The following is a 24,089-nucleotide window of genomic DNA, read 5'->3' as shown; positions in this document are numbered from 1 at the left end:
GAGTTGAACGACCATGCAGTGTCCGAAGTGCCGTGCGCCGATGCACACGTACAACCGCAACGGTGTCCAGATCGAGCAGTGCAGCGGCTGTCGCGGGATCTTTCTCGACTACGGCGAGCTGGAGTCGCTGACCCGCCTGGAAGCGCAGTGGTCCCAGGCCGCCCCGCCGCCCCCGCCCGCCCCGCAGGCCTACCCGGCCCCACCGGCCCCCGCCTGGGGCGCCCCGCACGGCGGCCACGGGCACCACGGCCACCACGGTCACCACCGCAACAAGAGCTTCGGCCACATGCTGTTCTCGTCGTGACGTGATGTCGTGACACGACAGGAGCCCCCGGCCGCGAACGGCCGGGGGCTCCTCGGTGCTGTGGACGATACTGGGATTGAACCAGTGGCCTCTTCCGTGTCAGGGAAGCGCTCTCCCGCTGAGCTAATCGTCCTCGGGACCATGACCGAGCGCATCGGATCATGGGCACTGCGTGCGCGATACTGGGATTGAACCAGTGACCTCTTCCGTGTCAGGGAAGCGCTCTCCCGCTGAGCTAATCGCGCGGGTCGGGATCTTGAAAGATCCAGTGGACGATACTGGGATTGAACCAGTGACCTCTTCCGTGTCAGGGAAGCGCTCTCCCGCTGAGCTAATCGTCCTTGGAGGTGGAGACGGGATTTGAACCCGTGTAGACGGCTTTGCAGGCCGTTGCCTCGCCTCTCGGCCACTCCACCAGGAGTGTAGGGGGCCGGGAAGCCCCCTCTTCCTTCGAGCGGACGACGAGGTTCGAACTCGCGACCTCAACCTTGGCAAGGTTGCGCTCTACCAACTGAGCTACGTCCGCCTGTCGGTTCGGACCGCTCTCGCGGCCCGGCGACGTGTTGAACTCTAGCGGATACCGGGGCCAGTACAAAAACGCGTTTGTGCAGCGTGCTGCGCTTCCCCTGCTCAGTGAGGTCACAGGGCCGCCCGACGGGACATCCCCCGGCCACCCGCAGGACACCCGCCCTAGACTCGACGGCGTGCTCGACCTCCCTGCTCTCGCCCGCTTCGGTGACCGTGTCGCCACCGGGCTCCTCGACGTCACCGACGATCCCGAGGCCCTGGAGTCCAGCGGCTTCTGGGCCGTCTGCGCGGACTTCGAGGGCCGTCTGACCTGCGCCCGCTTCGCGGAGGTCCGGACGGCGGACGTGCCCGTTCCCGTGCCCGGCGCATGGCGCGGACCCGCTGCCGGTGACTGGACGTCCTCGCTCGACCGCGCCGCGTACACGGCCGGGGTGCGGCGGATCCGCGAGCACATCGCGGCCGGCGAGGTCTACCAGGCCAATCTGTGCCGGGTGCTGTCCGCGCCCGTCCCGGCCGACGCCGACGTGGACGCGCTCACCGCGCTGCTGGCCCGCGGCAACCCGGCACCGTACGCAGGAACGATCCGCCTGCCCGGGCACGGTGTGGAGATCGCCACCGCGTCCCCCGAGCTGTTCCTGCGGCGCGACGGCCGGACCGTCGAGTCCGGGCCGATCAAGGGGACCGGCCGCACCGAGGCGGACCTGCTGGAGAAGGACTACGCCGAGAACGTGATGATCGTGGATCTTGTCCGCAACGACATCGGCCGGGTGTGCGCCACGGGCAGTGTCACGGTGCCCGACCTGTGCGCCGTCGAGAAGCACCCCGGGCTGGTCCACCTCGTGTCGACGGTCCGCGGCGAGCTGGGCGAGGGCGCAGGCTGGGCGGAGCTGCTCGGCGCCGCCTTCCCGCCCGGCTCGGTCACCGGCGCGCCCAAGTCCAGCGCGCTGCGGATCATCGACGCGCTGGAGACGGCGCCCAGGGGGCCGTACTGCGGCGGCATCGGCTGGGTCGACGCCGACCGGGGGGCCGGAGAGCTGGCCGTCGGCATCCGAACCTTCTGGATCGACCGGGCCGACGGCATGCTGCGCTTCGGCACCGGCGCCGGCATCACCTGGGGCTCCGACCCCGAGGGGGAGTGGCGGGAGACCGAGCTGAAGGCGTCCCGGCTGCTCGCGATAGCGTCGGGAGCGTACGAGGTGAGTGGAGAGGACCTGACGTGAAGATCTGGCTCGACGGCGGTCTGCAGGACATCGAGTCCGCCCGCGTCTCCGTCTTCGACCACGGGCTGACCGTGGGCGACGGCATCTTCGAGACGGTGAAGGCCGTGGACGGCCGGGTGTTCGCGCTCACCCGGCACCTGGACCGGCTGACCCGGTCCGCGCGCGGCCTCGGCCTGCCGGACCCGGACCACGACGAGGTGCGCCGCGCCTGCGCCGCCGTCCTCGGCGCCAACCCCGTGCCGCTCGGCCGCCTCCGCATCACCTACACCGGCGGGCACGGCCCCCTCGGTTCCGACCGCGGCGAGCACGGCCCGACCCTGGTCGTCGCCCTCGGCGAGACCACCCGCCGCCCCGACTCCACCGCCGTGATCACCGTCCCCTGGACCCGCAACGAGCGCGGCGCGCTCACCGGCCTGAAGACCACCTCGTACGCCGAGAATGTCGTCGCTCTCGCCCGCGCCCGCGAACAAGGCGCGTCCGAGGCCCTGTTCGGCAACACGGTGGGGCAGCTGTGCGAGGGCACCGGGTCGAACGTCTTCGTCGTCCTCGACGGCGAGATCCACACGCCGCCGCTCGCCTCGGGCTGCCTCGCCGGCATCACCCGTGCGCTGACGGTCGAATGGACCGGCGCCAAGGAGACCGACCTGCCGCTGGACGTCCTGGAGCGGGCCGACGAGATCTTCCTGACGTCCACCCTGCGGGACGTGCAGGCGGTGCACCGCGTCGACGGCCGTGAGCTGCCCGGCGCCCCCGGCCCGGTGACCGCCAAGGCCATGCGGATCTTCGACGAGCGGGCCGGGAACGACCTCGACCCCTGAAAGCCCCGGAAATTCGGCTGACCAGGGCCGTGGTTGCGGGTAGAACACCCCTGATGACCACGACCCTGCGGCCGATCGAGCCGCTTCAGCAGAACGCCGACGGGACGCGCTCACGCCGCTTCCAGGTGTGTGTGAACAGCCGTCCCGTGGGGGCGATACACCTCGGCACGCACCCCGTCTTCGGCACCGGGGTGGCCCGGATCACGAAGCTGCACATCGACGAACCGGACCGCAGACGCGGACGGGGCACGGTCGCCGCACTCGCCGCGGAGGAGGTGGCGCGCGGCTGGGGGTGCCGCCGCATCGAGGCCGGGGTCCCCGCCGCGTCCGAGGCGGGAGTCCGGCTCGCCACGGCGCTCGGCTACGTCGTCCGCAACCGCGGCATGGAGAAGCGGCTCGGCGACACCCCGCCCGACCTGCCGGAGGGCAGTCGCGCCCGGCCCATGACGGACGCGGAGTTCGGGCCCTGGCTGGAGAAGGGCCTGGAGGACTACGCGCGCAGCTGGACGGAACGGGGCGTCCCGGAAGCCGAGGCCCGGGCCAAGTCGGAGCGCGACCACGCCGCCCTGCTGCCCGAGGGCCTCGCCACCCCCGGCGTGCTCATCAGCGTCGTCGAGCACCTGGGCACACCGGTGGGCACCCTGTGGCTGGCGGTGCGCGAGAACAGCGCGTTCGTCTACGACGTCGAAGCCGACGCCGCCCACCGGGGCAAGGGCCACGGCCGCACGCTGATGCTGCTCGCCGAGGCCCAGACGATCGCCGAGGGCAGGCGGACCCTCGGCCTCAACGTCTTCGCCGGCAACGCCCCCGCCGAACGGCTCTACGCCTCCCTCGGCTACGAGACCGAGCAGTACGCCATGTACAAGCCGCTGCTGTAGCAGCCCAGGAGCCGGGCGCGGGTGCGGTCAGTGCTCCTGCCCGGCCAGCAGCCGGTCCGCGATCTCCTCGATGCGCGCGCGCAGGCCCTCCTGGCTCTTGCCGCCGTCGAGCCGCTCACCGCCGATGACATACGTCGGGGTACCGCTCACGCCGATCGCCTTGCCCTCGGCCTGGTCGGCGTCCACGATCAGGATGTGCCGGCCGTCGACCAGCGCGGTGTCGAACTCCTCGGCGTCCAGGCCCAGTTCGCGGGCCAGCTCGACCAGGAAGGGTTCCCCCTTACGGGACAGCTCCTCCACCCGCCCCAGCAGAGCCTCCGCATACGGCCAGCCGCGGCCCTGCTCCCACGCCTCCTCCGCGGCCTGGGCGGCGGCGAAGGCGTGCTTGTTCTTCTCCAGCGGGAAGTGCCGCAGCCGCACCTCCAGGCGGTCGCCGTAGCGGGCGCGCAGGGCATGGAGATCGTCCAGCGCGGTACGGCAGTCCGGGCACTGGAGGTCGCACCAGACCTCGAGGACGGGGGCGGCGGAACGGTCGGAGGAGGAGTCGCTCATGCCGACAGTCTCCCAGCAGTGCGGACCGGGGGCGCAGCCCGCACCGGCACCTGCGCGGGAGGTGACCCGGAGATGTCCCTGATGTCGGGCCGTGGCATGGCCCCCCGGGGTACGGCGGGTGCAGGATGGAAGGGACGAAGTCCCCCGACCCGACCGCGCCACGCCTGGAGGACCGGATGATTGCCGAGACCGTCTGCTCCGCCGTGTCCGCGGCAGGCCTGGGCATTGCGATCGTCACGGCGTACCGCAAGCGGTACCTCGCGGCGGTCCGTATCGCGGCCTACTCCCTCGTGCCGATCGGCCTGGTGATGACGGGAGTCGTCGAGTGGCTGGCCGACACCGCGTTCAGCCCGACGGCCTGGGCCGGGTTCGGCGTGCTCGGTCTCGCCTGGGTGCTCTTCATGACCACCCGGGCCGTGGAGCGCCGCCGCGGCGGCACCCGCAAGGAGCGCCGGGCGGCGGCCCGCGAGGCCGGCCGGCCCGATGCGGTGGCCCCCGCCGCCGCGGCGCCCTCCCTGGGCCAGGGCACCCGCCCGGCGACCCGGCCCGCGCCCGCCTCCCGCGGCGACGACGACTTCAGCGACATCGAGGCCATCCTCAAGAAGCACGGCATATGACGGGGCAGCCCGCCCGGGGCTGAATCGTCACAGTGCGTCCGCGGGCGCGCGGAAATGATCACAACCCGACCCGGACCTCACGGAATCGGCGCACTCCCGCACGGTACGAGGGCACTGATCGCGTCCGGCGGGCCGACTGCGTCATCATCGCCGCGAGATGCTCGACACGACGAAACAGAGGGACCCCGCACCGCCGCAGGACCAGCCATGTCCCCGGCGGGACGAGCCGCGTGGTTGCCTCTTCGCCCTGTCCCAGCCACCGCTGATGATCTTCCTGGCGGTGATCGGGAGCCTGCTGCTCATGGCCTCGTTGCACGATCTGCTGTTGCTGTGAGCCGTACCCGCGGTCCCCGGCGCCATCCGCCGGGGCCGCGTCGGCATCGACCCCCTGTGCGCCCCCCGACCACGCGACGGCGTCAGCCCGCCGCCTCCTTGCGGCGCGCCCGGTACGCGGCCACGTGCAGCCGGTTTCCGCAGGTGCGGCTGTCGCAGTAGCGCCGTGAGCGGTTGCGGGACAGGTCGACGAAGGCGCGCCGGCAGTCGGGCGCCTCGCACCGCCGCAGCCGCTCCTGCTCCCCGGCGACCACGAAGAACGCCAGCGCCATGCCGCAGTCGGCGGCCAGATGGTCCGCGACGGAGGCGCCGGGCGCGAAGTAGTGCACATGCCAGTCGTAGCCGTCGTGGTCCGTGAGCCGGGGCGTGGTGCCGGCGGCCGCGACGAGCTCGTTGATCTGGCCGGCCGCGGCCCGGGCGTCCGGGGCGGCGAAGACGGCGGCGAAGCGTTCGCGGATCTTGCGCACCGCGGAGAGGTCGAACTCCGAGAGCACCCCGACATCGCTGATCTCGTGGTTCCGCACGAAGTCCAGGAGGGCCGGCACGTCCGGCAGCCCGTCCGACGCCGTGTCGTCCTCCGGTGCGGTGTTCACCAGATCGACCACGGTGTCGAGGGCGCACCGGGTGTCGTGGGTGATCAGCACGATTTGCTCCCTGGCCTGAGGGTCGGGCGGGCGCCCGCCGATGCTGGCCGATGGTAACGGCTCCGCCCACCGCCGGACCGCCCTCATGCCCGCACATGGCTTCGAATACAACGGCGCCGGGCCCGCCAGGGTTCCCGCGCCGCGGCAGCGGGGGAGGGGCCCGGGACGCGAACCGGCGCCGTGCCGCGTTGAGCCGCGGTACCGGCGCCGGTGTCATCCCATGTGCGGTTGTCCAGGCCCGAGCCGTCTCCCCGAGTCGACGGCGCCGGGCGGCTTTGTGGGGGCCTCGCCCTAGCTTTCCGCCAGGATGTGCGAGAGCTCCTGGTCGAGGTCGAAGTGCCGGTGTTCCGTGCCGGGCGGCACGGCGGCGTCGGTCCGCTTCAGGAAGGACTCCAGGGCCCGCGCCGGGGCCTCCAGCAGGGCCTCGCCCTCCGGTGAGCTCAGGGCGATGCACACGACGCCCTGACCGTGACTGCGCGACGGCCAGACGCGGACGTCGCCGGTGCCCGTAGGGCGGTGAAGCCCCTCGGCGAGGAGGTCGCGGGCGAACACCCACTCGACGGTTTCCTCGGCTCCGGTGTGGAAGGTGGCGTGCACGGCGTAGGGGTCGGCCGTGTCGTACCGCAGGCCTGCGGGGACAGGCAGGGAGGACTCGCTCGACACAACGAGGCGCAGGTGCAGCTCGCAGCTGACCGTGGTGTTCATAAGCGCCAGGGCCTTTCGCTCAGTGTGCGCTCGGGGATTCGCACGTCGGCGAAATCGACATGCCACCTACGGTGCCGTTGTAAACCCCTCTGAGTGTTTTGCGTGCCTTTACGTAACTCTTCCGGCCGAGAGATCGTCCGCGTCGTGCGTCCATTCCGGTGACTGGTTTCGCTCGGGTAGTGTTTGTCCGTATGAATACGGGGAGTAACGAGCCGGGCGAGGTGGCCGTGGCGTCGGACGAGACGGGGACGGGCGAGGTGCACGGCGAGCAGGACCGCGGGCTCGGCTCACGGGCGCCGGAATTCATCAAGGCCCGTCGGGCGCTGCACGTGAGCTGGCAGGTCGGCGTTTTCATCATCGGGCTCGCGGTGGTCGTGGCCGGCGTCATCATGCTGCCCCTTCCCGGTCCGGGCTGGGTCGTGATCTTCGGCGGCATGGCGATCTGGGCGACGGAGTTCGTCTGGGCCCAGCTGGTGCTCCGCTGGACCAAGCGCAAGGTCACCGAGGCGGCCCAGCGCGCCCTCGATCCCAGGGTGCGGCGCCGCAACATCATCCTGACGTCGATCGGGCTGGTGATCGTGGGCGTACTGGCCGGCTTCTACCTGTGGAAGTTCGGCGTCATGATGCCGTGGAAGATCAAGGACCAGTGAGCGTCACAGGCACCCCCTGACATGGGGTAATCTTCTTCCTGCGTCCGGGCGATTAGCTCAGTGGGAGAGCGCTTCGTTCACACCGAAGAGGTCACTGGTTCGAACCCAGTATCGCCCACCCGGACCGGCGGCCCACCTGCTCAAGCGCAGGTGGGCCGCCGTCGTTGTGCCTGCCGGGGCGCCGCGCGCCGGGCTCCGTCCGGGCCGGCGCTTCAAGGTCTCCGGCGGTGGTGGTCCGCCGGGCGCTCGCGACCGCCTCGGTGACGAGGAGTCCCGGCCGCCGAGGGCTGCCGGGGCCCTGCCGAGCGGGTCTTGGCGGAGCTTTGCGTGACAGGCCGCATCGGACTGACTGGCGGTGTGATCGCCCAGGTCCCCCGCGCGCTGAGGGGTGCCCCAGCGGCGCGGACGGGGGCCGGGGCCGAGATCCGCCTCCTCGGGCCGCCCAGGACCCGAGAAGGCCGCTCAAGCCCCCGCCCCGTTCGTGCCGCCACCCCACCCGCAACGGCCCGCCCCGGCGCCCCATGGCTGAAACGAACCCTCGTCGCCGCAGCCCCTCCCGCCACCCCGACCGTCGAGTTCCGGCCGCGCACGGAACCGGTCGGCTCGCCCCTCCCGGTTCGGTGCTCCGGTCAGCCTGCCGCCACCAGGGGCATCGCCGGACCTGCCCCGGTGCTCACCCCCTGGGCCCGCTCGGTCACCCACCGCTTCGGTAAGAAAATCTTGTCCGAATCATTGACGCACTCTCAGCCCCTCCGTACCTTGTGCCAGCAAGCGCTTACTTGAAACGATTCATGCGAGCGGGACGACGTGCGGGGAGGTCCAACCGTGGTGAACGGCAGGAATGTTGAGAGACGTACCGTCCTGAAGGCGGCCGGAGCCACGGCAGCCACGCTTGGGTTGGTCGCGACGACCGGGTGCGGGGGCGACGGAGGGGCCTCCGCGGACGGGACGGTGACGATCCGTTATGCGTGGTGGGGTGCGGAGGATCGCGCCGAGAGAATCAACAAGACGATCGAGCTCTTCCACAAGAAGTATCCGAAGATCAAGGTGAAAACGGACTTCCAGCCTTATCTCGACTTCTGGAAGAAGTTCAACACCCAAGCCTCCGGCGGAAATCCGCCGGACGTGTTCCAGAATGCGATCGGCTTCCTCCGGAAATACGACGCGAAGAACGTCCTGCTCGATCTCAGCGAGCAGGCCGAGGCCGGCCACCTCCGGATGGAGGGATTCCGCGCGGGTCTCGACAAGTTCGGGGAGATCGACGGCAAACTCCTCGGCGTCCCGGTCGGTTCGAACTCCATGTCTCTGGTCATCGACAAGCCCGTCTACACGCGCGCCGGCGTCAAGCCGGAGCAGGGCTGGACCTGGGACGACTTCGACGCGGCGATGAAGAGGATCCGCGACAGGACGGGCCGTGCCGGCGACAGCGGCATGTACGGCGTCATGTACCTCTACGACCTCTACCTGCGCCAGAACGGCAAGGCGTTCTTCACCGAGGACGGACTCGGCTTCACCGAGGCCGATCTGACGGACTGGTGGACGAAGGCCAGGAAGGGCGTCGAGGAGGGCCTCTACTCCGACCCCAAGAAGGTCGCCCAGATCAAGCCCAAGTCGGCGGTCGCCGCGGAGCTCGCCGGTGGCGAGTTCACCTGGGACAACTTCACCGTCCGTTACACCGCCGAGGGCAAGAGCGAGTACGGCCTGGCTCCCATCCCGACGACGGACGGCAAGAAGACCGGCCAGTACCTGGGCTCCCTGATGCTGAGCGCCTCCAGGCGCACCCAGCACCCCAAGGAGGTCGCCCAGTTCATCGACTTCATGGTGCACGACCCCGAGGTCGCCAGGATCATGGGCTACGACCGGGGCGTGCCCGCGACGCAGGCCCAGTTCGACGCGTACAAGCCGACCGACCCGGTCAACCAGGCGATAGCCGCCTACGAGCAGTCCCTCGTCACGTCCGGCGTCCTCGAGCCCATCACCCCGCACCCGAACGGCGCGGACATCTGCGAGTCGGCGTTCCTGCGCATCGCCGAGGAGATGGGTCTGGGCAAGAGGTCCGTGGCGGAAGCCGTCAAGCAGTTCTTCACCGAGTCGAAGACGGCTCTCGGCACCTGATGGGAACCACCGTGACACACGCCCCTGCGATGGAGGGCCTGTCCCAGGACTCCGAGCCGCGGCACGGTCCGGTGAAGCCCGGGCGCCCCGCCGCCCTCACACGGCGGCGGCGCCGGGAGAACCTGGCCGGCTATCTCTTCATGTCCCCGTGGATCGCCGGGTTCCTGCTGCTCACAGCGGGCCCGATGATCGCCTCGCTCTACTTCGCCTTCACCGACTACAACCTGTTCGACGCGCCCCGGTGGATCGGCCTCGACAACTTCTCCGAGATGTTCGGCGATCCGCGCTGGCGCCACTCGGTGCAGGTGACGCTCTGGTACGTCGCCGTCGGCACGCCGCTCAAGCTGATCGCCGCCCTCGGCGTGGCCCTGCTGCTCGCCCAGAGCAGGCGCGGGCAGGCCTTCTACCGGGCCGCCTTCTACGCGCCCTCGCTCATCGGTGCGAGTGTCTCCGTCGCGATCGTCTGGAAGGCGATCTTCTCGGACGACGCGATCGTCGACCGTACGCAGAAGATCCTCGGCATCGACGCCGGCGGCTGGACCGGCGACCCGGACATGATCATCTACAGCCTGGTGGCGCTCACCGTCTGGCAGTTCGGCGCCCCCATGGTCATCTTCCTGGCCGGCCTCAAGCAGGTCCCGCGCGAGCTCTACGAGGCGGCCGAGGTCGACGGGGCGGGCACGCTGCGCCGGTTCTGGAACATCACGCTGCCGATGATCTCCCCGGTCCTCTTCTTCAACGTCCTGCTGGAGACGATCCACTCCTTCCAGATCTTCAGCTCGGCGTACATCGTCGGCGGCGGCGCGGGCGGCAACGCCTGCGGTCCCGCCGACGGCTCGATGGTCTACACCTGCTACCTCTACGTCCAGGGCTTCGAGAACAGCCGGATGGGTCTGGCCTCCGCCATGGCCTGGCTGCTGCTCGTCTCGGTCGCCCTGGTGACGGCGGTGCTGTTCTGGTCCCAGAAGCGCTGGGTGCACTACGAGGAGGGCGCCCGATGAGTGCGCAGCTCACCGAGATCAAGCCCACCGGGAGGCTCCGCCGCAAGCTGCCCGGCTCCCTCGCATGGCACATCGGGTCGTTGCTGATCCTCGCGGTGATCCTCTACCCGGTGATCTGGGTCGTCGGCGGGTCCTTCAAGAGGAGCGAGGACATCGTCGGCAGCCTGGACCTCTTCCCGGGCGACCCGGTCATCGCCAACTACACGAGCCTCGCCGACGGCATCGCCGACATCTCCATCTCCACGTTCTTCCTCAACTCGCTCTTCCTCGCGGTCGGTTCCGTCATCGGCATCCTGGTGTCCTGCTCGCTGACGGCCTACGCCTTCGCCAGGATCAGGTTCGCCGGGCGGAATCTGCTCTTCACGCTGATGATCGGCACGCTCCTGCTGCCGTACCACGTGCTGCTGATCCCGCAGTACGTGCTGTTCCGCAACCTGGAGCTGATCAACACCTACACGCCGCTGCTGCTCGGGAAGTACCTGGCCACCGAGGCGTTCTTCGTCTTCCTGATGGTGCAGTTCATGCGCACCATGCCCAAGGGGCTGGACGAGGCGGCCCGGCTCGACGGCTGCGGGCACTTCCGCATCTACTGGTCGATCGTGCTGCCGCTGAGCCGGCCGGCCCTGATCACCAGCGCGATCTTCACGTTCATCAACTCCTGGAACGACTTCATGGGCCCGCTGATCTATCTCAACGAACCCGACAAGTACACGGTCTCGCTGGGCCTGAAGATGTTCGTCGACCAGGAGGGGCTGGCCAACTACGGCGGCATGATCGCCATGTCGCTGGTCGCGCTGCTGCCGGTGCTCGCCTTCTTCCTGGCCTTCCAGCGCCATCTGATCGACGGCATGGCCACGTCGGGTCTGAAGGGCTGAGGCGGCATGGCCGGGACACGGGTGAAGGCACGGGGTGAGTCGGCGTTCGCCGAGAGGTTCGCGGTGTTCGCCGAGTGTCTGCTGACCGGTGTGTGGATCGCGGTGGCCTCACTGGGAGTCGTCACCTACCCCGCCGCGTTCGCCGCCGGGGCGCGGCATCTGCGGCGCCGTACCGCCCATGAGAGCGGTGACCGGCGGGAGTTCGTCGCCGACTTCCGCGCCGCCCTGCGCGGCGGGTGGCTCGCCGGGGTCGCCGGGTGGGCGGCGGTGGCCGCGGTCTGGGTGGATGTGCGGGCGGCCCGGGCGGGGATTCCCGGCGGGTCGCTCGTCGGGGCCGTCGGCGTCGTCGCGCTGATCGGGCTCGTCGTGGCCGGGCTGCGTGCGGCGGCGGCCTGGGAGCCGGGCGCACGCTGGCGGACGCTCCTCGCGCGTGCCGGGCGCCGCACCGTGCTCGACCCGGCCGGGTCCTTCCTGATCGTCGGCGGGCTGGCCGTGGTGGCCGTGTCCGCCTGGTTCTCCGCGCCGCTGGCGCTCCCCGTCCTCGGGGCCGTGGCGGCCGCGGCGGTCGCCGTGGAGGAGCGGTACCTGCACCGCTGAACGGCGGGGCCCCCAAGTCCCAGGTCGGCGCCCCGGCGCCGCACCTCTCTCTGTCATGCCCCTGACCCGCGAACGGATTCGCTTCCCGCACGGACGAGGAAAGGCAGCATCGCCATGTCTCCCATCCCCCGCAGGTCCCTCCTCAAGGCGGCCGCCGTCACCGGAGCCGCCGCCCAGGTCAGCTGGGCGCTGGGCGCGCAGGACGCCCAGGCCGCGCCCGGTGCCGAGGCGGCCGACGCCGGCCCGGTGACCCTGGACTGGCTGGAGGACGGCGGCCTCGGCGCCGCACCCGGCTCCACCGTCGGCGTGCCCTGGCCCAAGGGCGCGTACCGGAAGGACCAGACCTTCGCGCTGACGGACGCCGCCGGCAAGGCCGTACCCGTGCAGTCCTGGCCGATCGCCTACTGGCCCGACGGCTCCCTCAAGTGGACCGCGCACGCGGTCGCCTCGGGCGACGGCAAGCTCACCCTCGCCGCCGGAACGCCCGCCGCCCCCGAGAAGAAGGTCACCGTGCGGCAGCGCGGCGGCGCCATCGACATCTCCACCGGCGTCATCACCGCGAGGATCGGCACGTCCGGCTCCACGCTCGTCAAGTCCGTCACCCGGGGCTCCACCGAGATCGCCAAGAACGGCCGGCTCGTACTGATCCGCCAGCCCGAGATCGAGGACGAGGACCACGGCGCGGTCAGGACCGAACGCTTCGACGGCGCGATCTCCAAGGCCGAGGTCGAGCAGGCGGGCCCGGTCCGCGCCGTCGTCCGCATCGACGGCAAGCACCGCAAGGGCGGCCGCAGTTGGCTGCCCTTCTCGATCAGGCTCTACTTCTACGCGGGCGCCGACTCCTTCCGCATGGTGCACACCATCACCTACGACGGCAGGCAGGAGCCGGGCAAGGCGAGTGGCGACTTCATCCGCGGCCTCGGCGTCCGCTTCACCGTGCCCCTGCGGGACGAGTCGTACGACCGTCACATCCGCATCGGCGGCGACGGCACCGGGCTGCTGCGCGAGGCCGTCAAAGGCATCACCGGACTGCGCCGGGACCCCGGAGCTGCCGTGCAGGCGGCCCAGTTCGAGGGCAGGAAGCTGCCCGGCCCCGCCACCTGGGACCAGCGGGTGACGACCCGGCTGCAGTACATCCCCGAGTGGGGCGACTACACCCTCGCGCAACTGTCCGCCGACGGCTTCACCCTGCGCAAGCGCACCAAGAAGGGACACGGCTGGGTCGCCGCGGGCGGTGGCCGGCGCGCGTCCGGCTTCGGCTACGTCGGCGGGGCGAGCGGCGGCTTCTCCTTCGGGCTGCGCGACTTCTGGGAGAAGTTCCCCGCCCAGCTCGACATCCGGGACGCCCACACCGACGAGGCCGAGGTGACCCTCTGGCTCTGGTCGCCCGAGGCGCAGCCCATGGACCTGCGCTTCTACCACGACGGCATGGGCCAGGACACCTTCCCGGAGCAACTCGAAGGCCTCAACATCACCTACGAGGACTACGAGCCGGAGTTCGGCACCCCGTACGGCATCGCCCGCACCTGCGAACTCCTCTTCTGGGCCAACGAGACGACCCCGAGCCCCGACCGGTTCGCCGAGCAGGTCGAGGCCGTCCGCGTGCTGCCACAGCTGGCCGCCCCGCCCAGGCAGCTCATCAAGGCCCAGGTCTTCGGGCCGAACCTGTACTCCGAGCCCGACCGCTCCACCCCGGCCAAGGCCAAGATCGAGGACCACCTCGACTTCCTCTTCACCTACTACAAGGACCAGGTGGAGCAGCGCCGCTGGTACGGCTTCTGGGACTACGGCGACATCATGCACACCTACGACACGTTCCGGCACCAGTGGCGGTACGACATCGGCGGCTACGCCTGGGACAACTCCGAACTGTCGCCGGACCTGTGGCTCTGGTTCGCCTATCTACGCTCCGGGCGTTCCGACATCTTCCGCTTCGCCGAGGCGATGACCCGGCACACCGGCGAGGTCGACGTCTACCACCTGGGCAAGTGGGCGGGCCTCGGCACCCGGCACGGTGTGCAGCACTTCGCCGACAGCGCCAAGCAGCAGCGCATCGCCAACACCACCTACCGGCGCTACTACTACTTCCTCACGGCGGACGAACGCGTCGGCGACCTCATGCACGCCAACGTCGACTCCGACGAGACGTTCCTCGCCCTCGACCCGCTGCGCAAGATACGCACCGAGCCGTACACCCCCGACCGGCACGCCCTGTCGATCGGCTTCGGCACGGACTGGAGCGGCCTGGTGTCGGCCTGGCTGACGGAGTGGGAGCGCAAGGGCCCCAAGTGGGAGAAGGCCAGGGCCCGCGTGCTGTCCACGATGGAGACCATCGCCGCCCAGCCCAACGGTTTCGTCCAGGGCAGCGGCCTGTACGACCTCGACACCGGCACGTTCGCCGTCGCCGGGGCGGCAAAGGTGGAGGTCTCGCACCTCTCGGCCGTCTTCGGCCTGAACGAGCTGTGCGCCGAGCTCATCGACCTGGTCGACATGCCGGAGTTCCACGAGGCGTACTTCGACTACTGCCGCTACTTCAACGCCACCAAGGCCGAGCAGAAGGCCCGCTACGGCTCCGACTTCGGCAGCCTGCTGCTGTTCCAGGGCCACTCGCGCCTCGACGCGTACGCGGCCGTCAAGACCGGCGACGAGAAGCTCGCCGAGCGGGCCTGGGAGAAGTTCTACAACTCCGACGGCTACAAGGAGTCCGCGCCCTGGAAGACGGAGAAGCTGAGCGGCCCGGTCGCGCTGGTGCCGGGCGCCGAGGCCACCTGGGTGTCCACGAACGACACCGCGCTGTACGGCCTCGCCGCCATCGAGAACCTGGCGCTGCTCGGCGACCGGATGCCGTAACGGGCACGGACACGGGCGGGTTCCGGGGCGGCGCCCCCTGGAACCCGCTCGGCTAGTCGATGATCTGGTGGAAGAACAGCACGGCCGGCGCCGTCACCCCGCCGCCCACACTCACCGCGACGGGCCATGTGTTGCCGGCCAGTGCCGACAGGACGGTGGCACCGATGCCGACCAGGGCCGCGAGCAGAAAGACGATGGCGGCGCGCTGGGTGAGGAGCGGGCCGTCCCGGCCGGTGCGCCGACGGTTGGCCTGTGCCACCTGCGTGCTCCCTACCTCACTCCGACAGCGGGCTCGAGCACGGGCACGTCCCACGGATCCTGTGCGGGACGCAGGAGTTCGAAGCGGACATCCCCGCCGTCACCACTCGTCCGGACCCCGTACACGGCGGGCTCGGGCAGGCTGTTGTAGTGGAACGGCGTCGAGAAGTAGTAGGCGCCGGTGTCCGGGACGGTGACGATGTCACCCGGTTCCAGGAGCGGCAGGGCACGGTCCCGTGCCAGCAGGTCCCCGGCGAAGCAGGCCGGTCCCGCGATGTCCTGGCGGACCGGCCCGCCCCGCTTGACCCTGCCGCGCGCGTCGTGCGCCTCGATGCGCAGCGGCCAGGCATCGGGGTTGAACACCGTCCGGGTGGCCACCTGCACACCGGCGTGGGTGACCGCGATCGGCCGGCCGCCCATGCTCTTGGTGTACTCGACGTACGCGGCCGTGAACCCGTTCTTGGCGAGGACGGACCGCCCGAACTCGGTGACGATCTCGTACCCGCCGGAGAACAGGGCGGGAGCGTGGGCGCGCAGCTGCCGGACGTACATGTCGAAGGTCGGCGTGGTCTCGTCGTCGGCGAAGTTGACGGGCAGTCCGCCGCCGATGTCGATGCCGACGACCTGGCGCCGCCCGAGCGAAGCGTTGACCTCCTCGGCGAACGCCACGGCCTGCCCGACCCCACCGGCCATGAGATCGAGAGGGCAGCCCTGCGATCCGGCGTGGGTGTGCACCCAGGTCAGCCACGGGTGGTCCCGGTAGGCGCGCAGCAGCCGCTGCCGGCTTCCCGGGTCCGCCAGGGGGACGCCGAACTTCGAGGTGCTCGTCGCCGTGCTCATCGCCGCGATGCTGCCGCCGCCCAGCTGGGAGTTGACCCGCACTCCGATCCGCGAGACCGGGAAGCGGCCGTCCAGCACCCGGTCGATCCTCGCCAGTTCCTGGTAGTTGTCCGCGTTGACGGTCACACCCAGGGCGAGGGCGTGCCGCAGTTCGGCCTCCGTCTTGGCGGGGGAGTCGAAGACGATCCGGTCCGGTGCGAATCCGGCTGCCAGCGCGCGGGCCAGCTCACCCGCGGTGGCCACCTCGCAGCCCATGCCGAGCCGCCTCAGCTCCGCCAGCACCGGCACCAGGCAGTTCGCCTTGGCGGCGAACGCGTGGAGGACGGACGGCGTGGCGGGGAAGGCCCGGTGCAGGGACGCGACGGTCGCGGCGACGCCGTCGAGGTCGACGAAGGCGGCCAGCTGGGACCGCTCGGCGTCCAGCAGTTGCTGCCGCACCGCTTCCTGGAGGATCCGTTCGCGCCGTTCTGCGGCGGGGGTCAGTCCGGTCATGGTGAGCCTTCCGGTGTCGTACGCGCGGCGCCCGGGACCGCCCCGGGTGGAACACCAGGCTGCGGCCCGCACAGGCACGGCGTCTTCGTCGAGTCGTCAAAAGACACGGGGTCCGGCCACGGCGGCTGGACGCAACAACTCCTCTGCGGGGAACCGGCGTTGTGCGATGCGACAACGGGGAGGCCCTTGGATGGTGGCCCCGGCTGAACGGCGGCAGGCACAGGCCCGCTCGCGCCTCGGTGCCGGACACTCAGCGGTGTGCGCCGTCGGCCTGTCCACCCAGCCGCAACTGCACCTGGGCGAGCAGCCGGGCGTCGGGACTGTCCAGGTCCAGCCCCGACACCTGCCTGATCCGGCGCAGCCGGTAGCGCAGACTGTTGGCGTGCACGCCCAGCGCGCGCGAGGCGGCGGACACGTCTCCGAAGTGGTCGAGGTAGGCGCGCAGGGTCTCCACCAGGCAACTGCCGCCGTGATCGGCGTCGAACTCCCTCAGCCGGGCCACCGAGGTGCGCGGCGGCAGCGTCACCTCGCGCAGGGCGTCGACGACCTGGAGGATGCCCACGGTGTCCGCGACGTCCTCGCACCGCGCGACGGTGTGCGGTCCGGCGGCCGCGACGAGCGCCCGCAGGGCCCGCTCGGCCGAACGGCGTGACGCGGGTGCCCCCGCCAGGCCGGGGACCACATCGCCGAGCCCCACTTTCACCGCCGCACCGGTCGTCCCCGACAGCTGATCGGCCAGTGCGGTCCCGAGCCGTCTGACCTGGCCGTCGGCCCGCTCGGCGGCGCGCTCCAGCCCGCCGAGCAGCACCAGGGTCCCGCCGGTCGCCGGGACCACCACGACGCGGTGCCCGAGGGCCGCGCAGTGCAAGGTCAGCAGCCCGTACAGCCCCGACGGGCCGTCGTCCGCGGAGCGGCCGGGCCCGGTGCCCACTGCCAGTACGGCACAGGGCTCCCGGGGCGGCAGCGAGGCCCGCTCCGCGAGCACCTCGACCGATCCACGGTCCTCCAGCAGCGCCCGGGCCGCATCCTCCACCAGCCGGCCGTCCGAGCTATGGGTGCGGTGATGCAGCAGGTGGGCGGCGGCGGTCCGGCTCGCCGCGCGCAGCGTCTCCGCGGCGTTCGGCGACAGCGGGCGGCCGGCCACCGCCGCCACCCAGATGGACCCGAGCGCCTCCCCGCCCGCCAGCACGGCGCCGACCAGCCGCTCCGGATCCTGCCCGCGGGCGGGCCGGTGCAGCACGTCGCCCGCACCCCACAGCGCCTGGAAGAACCCCGCCTCCCGCATGGCCGCCACCCGCCAGGGCGGCACCCGGCGGCCGAGGATGGTCAGCCGGCGCATCTCGTCCACGTTCTCCTCGGTGGACGAGTACGCCAGTACCCGCGACTCCGTGTCCTCGATCGTCACCGAGCCTCCCACCAGGGCAGCCACCGCATCGGCCAGCGCATCCAGATCGCCCAGGGGCACGCCGCTGGTGGCGGGCATCGGCGGAGCACCCGCTGCGGCCAGCCCGGCCCTCAGCACCCCAACGAGCTGCGCCCAGGTGCACCAGGCGGTGCGGAAGAGCACCGCCGTGCCGCTCTCCTCCGCTGCCGTCTGCAACGCCCGCGCCGTGGGCTCCGGCCGTCCCGGGCCGAACACCACACCCGCCGCACCGGCCTCACCGGACCGGCGCACCACGTCGACCGCATGCGCCGACCCCGGGTCCACGCCGATCGCCAGCAGTAACTCCCGTGGCCTGACGGCCGGTTCCAGGGCGTCCAGCACATGCACACCGGAGACCTGCGTCCGCAGTCCCCGCGGGGCCGTGTGCAACTCCACGGCTCCCACCCCCACCACCGACAGCAGGCGCTCCAACGTCCCCTCGTCCGCGGCGCCCGCACCCCGGCCGTACGCTTCTCCCAAGTCCGTCATGATGCCTCTCCCGCCCCCCGGCCCGACCGTGCCGCCGTCGCCACGGCCGATCGAAGAACGTATGACATCACGGGGCTTGTCCGCAGTCGATACGGCCCCGACGCGCCTAGTCCATCCTCCCCAGAGCCTCCCGCACCCGCCGGACGTCCCGGATCCGCTGTTCGTACGTCGCCCCGAGTGCGAGCAGCAGGAGTCCGGCGAGGGCGGGAGGCGCCCAGCGGGGGAGCGCCCCCGTCACCTGCACGACGTACGGGGCGAGTTCGTGCAGCGTGAGCAGGGCCAGCACCGAGCCGCCGAGCACCAGCGGCGCCCCGAGGTGGTGCCGGGCACCCAGCAGGGTGACCAGCAGCGCCGCGCCGCCCAGCAGCAGCGGGCGGGTCCAGTGCGGATCGGCCCAGGCCGCGACGAGGCCGGGCAGGAGGGTGGCGGCGAGCCCGGGGCCGTACGCCGTCCAGGAGGAGGCCCGCGGGTCACGGCGCCGGCGCAGCCCTCCGACGAGCAGCGCCGGGACGGTCACCGGAAGCGTGTACGCCTCGGGCGTGCCGACGTCCCAGGCGGCCAGGCGCACCCACGCGGCCAGGACGAACAGGGCCGTGGCCGCGTAGCCGACGGGCCGCCGCTCGGCGCGCAGGGCCGTGCCCGCGGCGATCACCCCGCACAGGGCCAGCACCAGCGCGAGCATCGGCGGGTCGGTGACGGCGAGCGCCACGGCGAACAGCCCGAGCGCGGCCCCTACGGCCTCGACGGGCACCGTCGCCCGGGAAGAGCCCAGGCGCGCCGCCAGCACGGCGGCGGCAGCGGGAACCAGCAGCACCAGCAGGGCCGTTCGGGCCGCGGGCCAGTCCGCGGCGGCACCGGACGCCGAGGCCAGCGCGGCGGCGTACACGAGAGCGGCCGGAGCGGTGAAGGGCGCGGCACCCGACCGCCACGAGGCCGCGGCGAAGAGCACCGTCAGCCCGGACAGGACGGCCAGGGTCGCGGACTGGGACGCGAGGGAGACCAGGGTGAGGCCGGCGGCCGTGACCAGGGCCAGAACGAGGGCCGTGACCTGAGCGGCCGACGCCGTGACCCCGCACGCGTACAGTGCCGCCGCCGTCACGACGCCCAGGAGCAGCAGGCCGGCGGCGTACGGGAGCTCCAGCACGGCCGGGAGTACCAGCGCCGTGGCCCACAGCAGACCGAGAGCACCGAGCCGGGCCCGCGAACGCCACACCTGCGCACGGACCGCCAGGGCGAGCACCGCCGCCACACCCACCAGCACGACCGGGGCCATCACCGCGCCCGGCGGCCAGGGGGCCTCGACGAGCACCGCCGTACGGGCATCCGCCGGCGCACCACGCCACACCCGGCCCAGCCAACCGGCCGGGCCGAGCAGCACCACGGCGACAACGGGCAGCGTCCACAGCACCGCCAGCGCCTGCACGGCACCGGAGGCCCAGGCGAACCCCGTCCGTATCGCGTCCGGCAGCCGTCCGGCCCGCACCACCGCCAACAGGGCCACACCGACGGCCAGATGAGCAGGGACCGCCCACTGCGACGGCAGCCCGGAGCGCGCCACCCCGCCGAGCGCGGCCACGACCAGCAGACCGGCCGTCATCGCCAGGCCGAGGGCGTGCCCGATGCCCGGACCCCGCCAGGCCGCGCCCAGGGCGATCGCCGCCGCGAGCAGGAGCAGCGCCCCGGCGCGGGAGGCCGCACCCGGACCGCCGGCCGTCAACGACAGCCAGCCCGCAGCCAGAACACCCCAGCCGCCCATGCCGCAGGCACCGACGACGGCGGTGATCCGCACCGCCCCTGCCGTCAGCCGCGCCACCGCCACCGCGTCGAGCCCGGCCGTCACCAGCAGCGCGGCGGTGATCGTGTACGGACCCGCGTCGGCGGCCAGGGCCGACAGCAGCAGCGGGAACTGGGCCGCGGCCAGGGCGGAGGGCAGGGGCAGGCGCAGCGCGGACATGACCGGCAGCAGACCGTACGCCGACCAGGCCGCCGCCAGCACCGCCGACGCCGCGGCCGCGTACCCGGTCCCGTCCGTCCCGGAGAGGGCCGCGGCGTGCAGCGCGTAGGCGTCCAGGACGGTCAGGGCGAGCCCGAGGCCCGCCACGGCCTCCGCCGTCGACCGCAGCCCCCGCTTCAGCAGGGCCACGGGCGCGGCGAGCGTGGCCAGCGTGACCGCGCCGAGCACCAGGGCCCGCCCGGCGATCCCCATCTGCCCCCAGCTGACCAGCGTGAACACCGCCGCCGCGAGCGTGAGCAGGACACCGCCGAGGACCAGCAGCACGTTCTGCACGCTGGGCGCCGCCGTCTCGGGGCGCGGCGCTGCGGTGACCGGGGGCTGCGCCGAGGCCCAGGGCCGCGACTGCTGCGTCTGCTGCAGGGCCGCGATCAGCCAGGCGCGGCGGGTCAGCAACTGCGAGCGCCGGGCGTCCAGTTGCCGGAGTTCGGCGTCGAGGAGCCGCAGTTCCTCGGCCGGGGGCGGAAGGTGGGTCATGGATCGCAGTGTGGTCCGGGTCACCCGGCGCGGCATGAGTGCGGGTACTCAGGCGCGTACTCAGACAGTCCCCGCCGCGCGTGGGCAGACTGCCGGGATGGACTGGAACCATTACCGCTTCCGCAGTCTGTGGCGCCTGCCCGCATCCCCCGCCGCCGTCTACGACGTGCTGGAACGCCCCGAGGACTACCCGAGCTGGTGGCGCCAGGTCCGGGAGGTGACCCGGCTCGACGACACCACGGGGGTCATCCGCATCCGCTCCGTCCTGCCGTACGACATGACCTTCACGGCGCGCGAGGTGCGGCGCGACCGCGCCGCCGGTGTGCTGGAGACCGCGCTGTCCGGGGACATCGAGGGCTGGGCACGCTGGACGGTCACGCCGCGCGGGACGGGCAGCCTCGCGCGGTACGACCAGGTCGTCAGCGTGACCAAGCCGCTGCTGCGGCGGCTCGCCGTACCGGGACGGCCCGTCTTCCGCGCCAACCACGCGCTGATGATGCGGTCCGGGCGGCGCGGACTGCGCAGGCACCTCGAAGCGGTTTGAAGGAAGCGTGCCCGGACCTGTATGGTTCAGTGCGTTCCCGGGCGATTAGCTCAGTGGGAGAGCGCTTCGTTCACACCGAAGAGGTCACTGGTTCGAACCCAGTATCGCCCACCGGAAACAGCCGGTCCGTCACAGACGGACCGGTTTTTTCATGCCCTCGCGGACCCCCGCGCCGGCAACTCAGGCAGCCGCCGGCAGATCCGGACGCAGCGGCCACGCCGGGTCGACCGCCTCGTCCACACCGCTGCGCGCGAACCACGCCTGCAGGCCCCGCGCCTGGGCCGCGTGCCACACCGCCTGCAGGGTGTGCAGCTCACCCGGCGCGAGACGCTCCAGCCGGGACGCGAACCGGCGGCCCACCGCCCGCGTCACCTCCAGCGCCGCCACGGCGTCGGCCGCCGCGTCGTGCGCGCCCTCCAAGGCGACGCCGTAGTGCGCACACAGGTCGGTCAGGGTGCGCCGGCCCTTGCGGTAGCGGTCCAGATGCTTGTCCAGGACCCGCGGGTCCAGCACGGTGAGCGGCGCCGACTCGAACCAGCGCCCGAGCGCCGAGGCGCGATGACGGCGCAACTCCCGGTCCAGCAGCGTCAGATCGAACGGCGCGTTCATCACCACCACCGCGCGCCCGGCGTGCGCCTGCTCGGCCAGCGCCTGCGCTATCTCGTGCATCACCGGCGCCGGCCACCGGCCGTTGCGCTGCAGGTGCTCCTCCGTCAGTCCGTGCACCGCCGTCGCCTCGGCGGGGACCGGCACCCCCGGGTTCACCAGCCAACGGCTCACCCGGGGCCGGACACCCGGCGCATCCTGGACGACCACGGCGGCCGACACGATCCGGTCGGTCTCGACGTCGACGCCCGTCGTCTCCGTGTCGAAGGCGGCCAGCGGCCCCTCGTACCAGCACGTCGTCATAGCCACACAACCCCTCGTTCACCTTCGGCAGTTGACGCACCGTCCGCTGCCCGATCCGGTGATACCCGGGCTGTTTGCGCCGTACGCCGGAAGGAGACAACAGGAGTACGGGTTGGTGCAGTTCAGCGGCCCGCAGCGGGGAATCACTTGTTCTGGAAGGCTGTTGGCCATGGCCATTGCGCAGCCCGAACGGGGCGGGCTGCTGCCCGAGCGCACGGCTCCCTCTCGCGGCACTCTCGCCACCACCGCCTGCATGGAGACACTGCAGGTCGGCTATCTGCACGCCGTCGCGGCGGCCGCCGGCTGCTCGCTGTCCCAGCCCTTTCCCGACAACGGCATCGACTGGCACGTCAGCCACAGCGCCCCCGGGCACACGGTCGACGACGAGGTCACCATCAAGGTGCAGCTCAAGGCCACCTACCAGGTGCCGCCCAGCCCACCGGGCCGCACCTTCTCCTTCACGCTCGACAACGACCACCTGGCGAAGCTCGCCCGCACCCCCGTGTCGGTGCACAAGATCCTGGTGGTGATGCTGGTGCCGCGCTCCCAGGACGACTGGCTGCGCGCCAGCCACGACCGGCTCGACCTCCGGCACTGCTGCTACTGGACCAACCTCGCCGGACAGCCGATCACCGGCCGCCGCCGCACCACCGTGCGGATACCGACCTCGCGCATCTTCGACGACCGGGCCCTCTGCGAGATCATGACGCGGGTCGGGACGGGAGGGAAACCGTGACGCACCGCCCGACCGAGGAGCCACTGAGGCAGGTCCGGCCGCACCCCGCCGACACCACCTGGAGCGACCCGCCGCCCGAGCCCGTCGACGTCGACCCGGCCGTGCTGAGCGCCCTGCTGCGCCGGCACGGCTGGCAGCGGCGCGGCGGCGCCCCCGGACGCTACGGCCGCTGGACCCCGCCCGGCCCCGGCGGCAGCGGCACCAGCCTCCTGGTGCCCGAGAGCCGCGCCTTCCCCGACAGCGACGACCTGCTCGGCGAGGCCCTGCTCGCCCTGTCCCGCAGCGGCTCGCCCTCCGCCCGCGAGGTCCTCGTCTCCCTCGCCGTGCCCAGCGACGAGATCCGCTGGTGGCACGACGTCCCCGCCGGACCCGCGGGCGCGGCCTCCTGGACCGTCGAGGACCGCCTGCGCGGCGCCGCCCGCCGGATGCTGCTCGCGGCCGCCCTCGCCACCCGCGCCCGGGCCGGCTACCACGGCGCCCGCCACCGCCGCTCCGCCGCCGCGGCCCTGGAGAACGTGCTCGTCGGTTCCGCCACCGACGGGCGGCTCACGGCCTTCGTCCCGGTCGCCGGCGGCCGCCCCCTCGCCGTCCGCCTCCACCAGGCCCTGTTCGCCGCCCGGGAGGCCATCGACTACCAGCGCGCCACCGGCGGGATGGACGCCTTCGACGCCGCCGTCGAGGCGGGGGTGAGCCACGAGCTCACCGAGGCCCTCGTCGCCCTCGTCCGGGGCACGGAGGGCGCCCGGATCGCCGTCGAGTGGGCCCCGGCGGCCGGTGTGCCCGAGGGGTGCGCGCCCCGCGCCGAGCCCGTCGAGTTCTCGCCCGGCGACCTGGCCGCGCTGCGCGAGGCGGGCGCCCGCTACCTGCGCGAGGAGCCCGCGGTCCCGGTGCGCATCACGGGAGCGGTGGTACGGCTGCGCAGGTCCGGGCCGCGCGGCGACGGCACGGTGCGGCTGCGCGTGCTGGCCGGGGCCGACGTGCCGAACGTCCGGATCACCCTCGACGAGGAGGCCTACCGGATCGCCGGGCACGCCCACCTCGTCGGACTTCCGGTACGGGTGCAGGGGCGGCTGGAGAGCCGGGGCGGATTCCGCCGCCTCACCGGCGCCCACGGCGTCGTCCCCGTCCAGGTGGACGACGCCGAGCGGGACCGGCTGATGAAGGAGCTCCACGAGAACCTCGACTTCTTCGAGGAGGCCTGCGGAGGGGACTGAAGGGGCCTT

23 protein-coding genes and 7 tRNA genes are annotated in these 24,089 nt (G+C 72.1%); 17 read left to right on the top strand and 13 right to left on the bottom strand.

Features of this window, described 5'->3' with window-relative positions; translation table 11 throughout:
* Positions 1-13: 13 nt before the first annotated feature.
* Positions 14-304: a TFIIB-type zinc ribbon-containing protein gene (locus tag IGS69_RS05455; protein WP_107458274.1), complete on the top strand. Its 291-nt coding sequence runs from the start codon at positions 14-16 to the stop codon at positions 302-304.
* Between the two features lie 61 nt (positions 305-365).
* Here IGS69_RS05455 and IGS69_RS05450 read toward each other — a convergent pair.
* The 5 genes from IGS69_RS05450 to IGS69_RS05430 all read right to left on the bottom strand — a co-directional run bounded on the left by IGS69_RS05450 (position 366) and on the right by IGS69_RS05430 (position 830).
* Positions 366-437, bottom strand: a tRNA-Val gene (locus IGS69_RS05450).
* Positions 438-477: 40 nt separating this feature from the next.
* Positions 478-549: transfer RNA gene (locus IGS69_RS05445), tRNA-Val, on the bottom strand.
* Positions 550-573: 24 nt separating this feature from the next.
* Positions 574-645, bottom strand: a tRNA-Val gene (locus tag IGS69_RS05440).
* A gap of 1 nt (position 646) precedes the next feature.
* Positions 647-720: transfer RNA gene (locus IGS69_RS05435), tRNA-Cys, on the bottom strand.
* 37 nt (positions 721-757) lie between these two features.
* Positions 758-830 (bottom strand) — tRNA-Gly (locus tag IGS69_RS05430).
* Between the two features lie 178 nt (positions 831-1,008).
* Between IGS69_RS05430 and IGS69_RS05425 the strand changes: the two genes are divergently transcribed.
* From IGS69_RS05425 to IGS69_RS05415, 3 genes are read left to right on the top strand one after another with little or no spacing between them, the layout of a single operon-like run.
* Positions 1,009-2,052, top strand: coding sequence for a chorismate-binding protein (locus IGS69_RS05425; protein ID WP_190897429.1), 1,044 nt, complete (start codon positions 1,009-1,011; stop codon positions 2,050-2,052).
* Positions 2,049-2,870, top strand: a complete 822-nt coding sequence (locus IGS69_RS05420; RefSeq protein ID WP_190897428.1) for an aminotransferase class IV — start codon at positions 2,049-2,051, stop codon at positions 2,868-2,870. The genes IGS69_RS05425 and IGS69_RS05420 overlap by 4 nt, the downstream gene beginning before the upstream one ends.
* 53 nt (positions 2,871-2,923) lie before the next feature.
* Complete coding sequence (locus IGS69_RS05415) at positions 2,924-3,748, top strand: GNAT family N-acetyltransferase (RefSeq protein WP_190897427.1); 825 nt, start codon at positions 2,924-2,926, stop codon at positions 3,746-3,748.
* A gap of 27 nt (positions 3,749-3,775) precedes the next feature.
* Here IGS69_RS05415 and IGS69_RS05410 read toward each other — a convergent pair whose 3' ends face one another.
* Positions 3,776-4,300, bottom strand: coding sequence for a DsbA family protein (locus IGS69_RS05410; protein WP_190897426.1), 525 nt, complete (start codon positions 4,298-4,300; stop codon positions 3,776-3,778).
* A 176-nt stretch (positions 4,301-4,476) separates the two neighbouring features.
* On the opposite strand from IGS69_RS05410, the gene IGS69_RS05405 reads away from it, so the two are divergent.
* Positions 4,477-4,917, top strand: coding sequence for a hypothetical protein (locus IGS69_RS05405; protein WP_190897425.1), 441 nt, complete (start codon positions 4,477-4,479; stop codon positions 4,915-4,917).
* 157 nt (positions 4,918-5,074) lie between these two features.
* Entirely contained in the window at positions 5,075-5,251 is a 177-nt protein-coding gene (locus tag IGS69_RS05400; RefSeq protein ID WP_190897424.1) for a hypothetical protein, read from the top strand.
* A gap of 82 nt (positions 5,252-5,333) precedes the next feature.
* On the opposite strand, the gene IGS69_RS05395 is transcribed toward IGS69_RS05400, so the two are convergent.
* Together IGS69_RS05395 and IGS69_RS05390 are read right to left on the bottom strand one after the other, a co-directional pair.
* Entirely contained in the window at positions 5,334-5,894 is a 561-nt protein-coding gene (locus IGS69_RS05395; protein ID WP_190897423.1) for a CGNR zinc finger domain-containing protein, read from the bottom strand.
* A 291-nt stretch (positions 5,895-6,185) separates the two neighbouring features.
* The gene (locus IGS69_RS05390) at positions 6,186-6,599 is read right to left on the bottom strand and encodes an SsgA family sporulation/cell division regulator (protein WP_004002642.1); all 414 of its coding nucleotides are present in this window, start codon (positions 6,597-6,599) and stop codon (positions 6,186-6,188) included.
* A 191-nt stretch (positions 6,600-6,790) separates the two neighbouring features.
* On the opposite strand from IGS69_RS05390, the gene IGS69_RS05385 reads away from it, so the two are divergent.
* The 7 genes from IGS69_RS05385 (at position 6,791) to IGS69_RS05355 (ending at position 14,687) form a co-directional block, all read left to right on the top strand.
* Positions 6,791-7,249: a TIGR02611 family protein gene (locus IGS69_RS05385; protein ID WP_190897422.1), complete on the top strand. Its 459-nt coding sequence runs from the start codon at positions 6,791-6,793 to the stop codon at positions 7,247-7,249.
* Positions 7,250-7,295: 46 nt separating this feature from the next.
* Positions 7,296-7,367 (top strand) — tRNA-Val (locus IGS69_RS05380).
* A gap of 707 nt (positions 7,368-8,074) precedes the next feature.
* Positions 8,075-9,364, top strand: coding sequence for an ABC transporter substrate-binding protein (locus tag IGS69_RS05375; protein ID WP_190897421.1), 1,290 nt, complete (start codon positions 8,075-8,077; stop codon positions 9,362-9,364).
* Positions 9,364-10,365: a carbohydrate ABC transporter permease gene (locus IGS69_RS05370; RefSeq protein WP_190897420.1), complete on the top strand. Its 1,002-nt coding sequence runs from the start codon at positions 9,364-9,366 to the stop codon at positions 10,363-10,365. Before IGS69_RS05375 ends, IGS69_RS05370 begins: the two co-directional genes overlap by 1 nt.
* Complete coding sequence (locus IGS69_RS05365) at positions 10,362-11,240, top strand: carbohydrate ABC transporter permease (RefSeq protein WP_190897419.1); 879 nt, start codon at positions 10,362-10,364, stop codon at positions 11,238-11,240. Before IGS69_RS05370 ends, IGS69_RS05365 begins: the two co-directional genes overlap by 4 nt.
* 6 nt (positions 11,241-11,246) lie before the next feature.
* Positions 11,247-11,837, top strand: coding sequence for a hypothetical protein (locus IGS69_RS05360; protein WP_190897418.1), 591 nt, complete (start codon positions 11,247-11,249; stop codon positions 11,835-11,837).
* A gap of 114 nt (positions 11,838-11,951) precedes the next feature.
* Complete coding sequence (locus tag IGS69_RS05355) at positions 11,952-14,687, top strand: exo-rhamnogalacturonan lyase family protein (protein ID WP_190897417.1); 2,736 nt, start codon at positions 11,952-11,954, stop codon at positions 14,685-14,687.
* 52 nt (positions 14,688-14,739) lie between these two features.
* Here the strand turns inward: IGS69_RS05355 and IGS69_RS05350 are convergent, their stop codons facing one another.
* The 4 genes from IGS69_RS05350 to IGS69_RS05335 form a co-directional block, all read right to left on the bottom strand.
* Positions 14,740-14,946: a hypothetical protein gene (locus tag IGS69_RS05350; RefSeq protein WP_053668272.1), complete on the bottom strand. Its 207-nt coding sequence runs from the start codon at positions 14,944-14,946 to the stop codon at positions 14,740-14,742.
* Between the two features lie 11 nt (positions 14,947-14,957).
* Positions 14,958-16,277 (bottom strand): type III PLP-dependent enzyme domain-containing protein, encoded by a 1,320-nt coding sequence (locus tag IGS69_RS05345; protein ID WP_190897416.1) that lies wholly within the window; start codon positions 16,275-16,277, stop codon positions 14,958-14,960.
* 250 nt (positions 16,278-16,527) lie between these two features.
* Complete coding sequence (locus tag IGS69_RS05340) at positions 16,528-18,189, bottom strand: helix-turn-helix domain-containing protein (RefSeq protein ID WP_190897415.1); 1,662 nt, start codon at positions 18,187-18,189, stop codon at positions 16,528-16,530.
* Positions 18,190-18,295: 106 nt separating this feature from the next.
* Positions 18,296-20,713, bottom strand: coding sequence for an SCO7613 C-terminal domain-containing membrane protein (locus IGS69_RS05335; protein WP_190897414.1), 2,418 nt, complete (start codon positions 20,711-20,713; stop codon positions 18,296-18,298).
* A 61-nt stretch (positions 20,714-20,774) separates the two neighbouring features.
* Between IGS69_RS05335 and IGS69_RS05330 the strand changes: the two genes are divergently transcribed.
* Positions 20,775-21,221 carry an SRPBCC family protein gene (locus tag IGS69_RS05330; RefSeq protein ID WP_190897413.1) on the top strand — a complete coding sequence of 149 codons (447 nt, stop codon included), beginning with the start codon at positions 20,775-20,777 and terminating at the stop codon, positions 21,219-21,221.
* A 39-nt stretch (positions 21,222-21,260) separates the two neighbouring features.
* Positions 21,261-21,332 (top strand) — tRNA-Val (locus IGS69_RS05325).
* A gap of 69 nt (positions 21,333-21,401) precedes the next feature.
* On the opposite strand, the gene IGS69_RS05320 is transcribed toward IGS69_RS05325, so the two are convergent.
* Entirely contained in the window at positions 21,402-22,130 is a 729-nt protein-coding gene (locus tag IGS69_RS05320) for a 3'-5' exonuclease (RefSeq protein WP_190904384.1), read from the bottom strand.
* Between the two features lie 169 nt (positions 22,131-22,299).
* Here IGS69_RS05320 and IGS69_RS05315 point away from each other — a divergent pair, with 169 nt between their 5' ends.
* Both IGS69_RS05315 and IGS69_RS05310 read left to right on the top strand, forming a co-directional pair.
* Positions 22,300-22,866: a DUF4365 domain-containing protein gene (locus tag IGS69_RS05315; protein ID WP_190897412.1), complete on the top strand. Its 567-nt coding sequence runs from the start codon at positions 22,300-22,302 to the stop codon at positions 22,864-22,866.
* Positions 22,863-24,080, top strand: a complete 1,218-nt coding sequence (locus IGS69_RS05310; RefSeq protein WP_190897411.1) for a hypothetical protein — start codon at positions 22,863-22,865, stop codon at positions 24,078-24,080. The genes IGS69_RS05315 and IGS69_RS05310 overlap by 4 nt, the downstream gene beginning before the upstream one ends.
* Positions 24,081-24,089: the final 9 nt, after the last annotated feature.

It is taken from the genome of Streptomyces tuirus, from assembly GCF_014701095.1.
GTDB classification, from domain to species: domain Bacteria; phylum Actinomycetota; class Actinomycetes; order Streptomycetales; family Streptomycetaceae; genus Streptomyces; species Streptomyces tuirus.
The sequence above is the reverse complement of the archived record's forward strand: the minus strand, read 5'-3'. Positions and strand labels throughout refer to the sequence as shown.

What these genes read in the sequence shown, in the direction of transcription:
- IGS69_RS05455 (WP_107458274.1), top strand. Translation starts at nt 14, where the DNA reads ATGCAGTGTCCGAAGTGCCGTGCGCCGATGCACACGTACAACCGCAAC.
- IGS69_RS05415 (WP_190897427.1), top strand. Translation starts at nt 2,924, where the DNA reads ATGACCACGACCCTGCGGCCGATCGAGCCGCTTCAGCAGAACGCCGAC.
- IGS69_RS05410 (WP_190897426.1), bottom strand. Translation starts at nt 4,300, where the DNA reads ATGAGCGACTCCTCCTCCGACCGTTCCGCCGCCCCCGTCCTCGAGGTC.
- IGS69_RS05405 (WP_190897425.1), top strand. Translation starts at nt 4,477, where the DNA reads ATGATTGCCGAGACCGTCTGCTCCGCCGTGTCCGCGGCAGGCCTGGGC.
- IGS69_RS05400 (WP_190897424.1), top strand. Translation starts at nt 5,075, where the DNA reads ATGCTCGACACGACGAAACAGAGGGACCCCGCACCGCCGCAGGACCAG.
- IGS69_RS05390 (WP_004002642.1), bottom strand. Translation starts at nt 6,599, where the DNA reads ATGAACACCACGGTCAGCTGCGAGCTGCACCTGCGCCTCGTTGTGTCG.
- IGS69_RS05385 (WP_190897422.1), top strand. Translation starts at nt 6,791, where the DNA reads ATGAATACGGGGAGTAACGAGCCGGGCGAGGTGGCCGTGGCGTCGGAC.
- IGS69_RS05370 (WP_190897420.1), top strand. Translation starts at nt 9,364, where the DNA reads ATGGGAACCACCGTGACACACGCCCCTGCGATGGAGGGCCTGTCCCAG.
- IGS69_RS05365 (WP_190897419.1), top strand. Translation starts at nt 10,362, where the DNA reads ATGAGTGCGCAGCTCACCGAGATCAAGCCCACCGGGAGGCTCCGCCGC.
- IGS69_RS05360 (WP_190897418.1), top strand. Translation starts at nt 11,247, where the DNA reads ATGGCCGGGACACGGGTGAAGGCACGGGGTGAGTCGGCGTTCGCCGAG.
- IGS69_RS05355 (WP_190897417.1), top strand. Translation starts at nt 11,952, where the DNA reads ATGTCTCCCATCCCCCGCAGGTCCCTCCTCAAGGCGGCCGCCGTCACC.
- IGS69_RS05345 (WP_190897416.1), bottom strand. Translation starts at nt 16,277, where the DNA reads ATGACCGGACTGACCCCCGCCGCAGAACGGCGCGAACGGATCCTCCAG.
- IGS69_RS05340 (WP_190897415.1), bottom strand. Translation starts at nt 18,189, where the DNA reads ATGACGGACTTGGGAGAAGCGTACGGCCGGGGTGCGGGCGCCGCGGAC.
- IGS69_RS05335 (WP_190897414.1), bottom strand. Translation starts at nt 20,713, where the DNA reads ATGCCGCGCCGGGTGACCCGGACCACACTGCGATCCATGACCCACCTT.
- IGS69_RS05330 (WP_190897413.1), top strand. Translation starts at nt 20,775, where the DNA reads ATGGACTGGAACCATTACCGCTTCCGCAGTCTGTGGCGCCTGCCCGCA.
- IGS69_RS05320 (WP_190904384.1), bottom strand. Translation starts at nt 22,130, where the DNA reads ATGACGACGTGCTGGTACGAGGGGCCGCTGGCCGCCTTCGACACGGAG.
- IGS69_RS05315 (WP_190897412.1), top strand. Translation starts at nt 22,300, where the DNA reads ATGGCCATTGCGCAGCCCGAACGGGGCGGGCTGCTGCCCGAGCGCACG.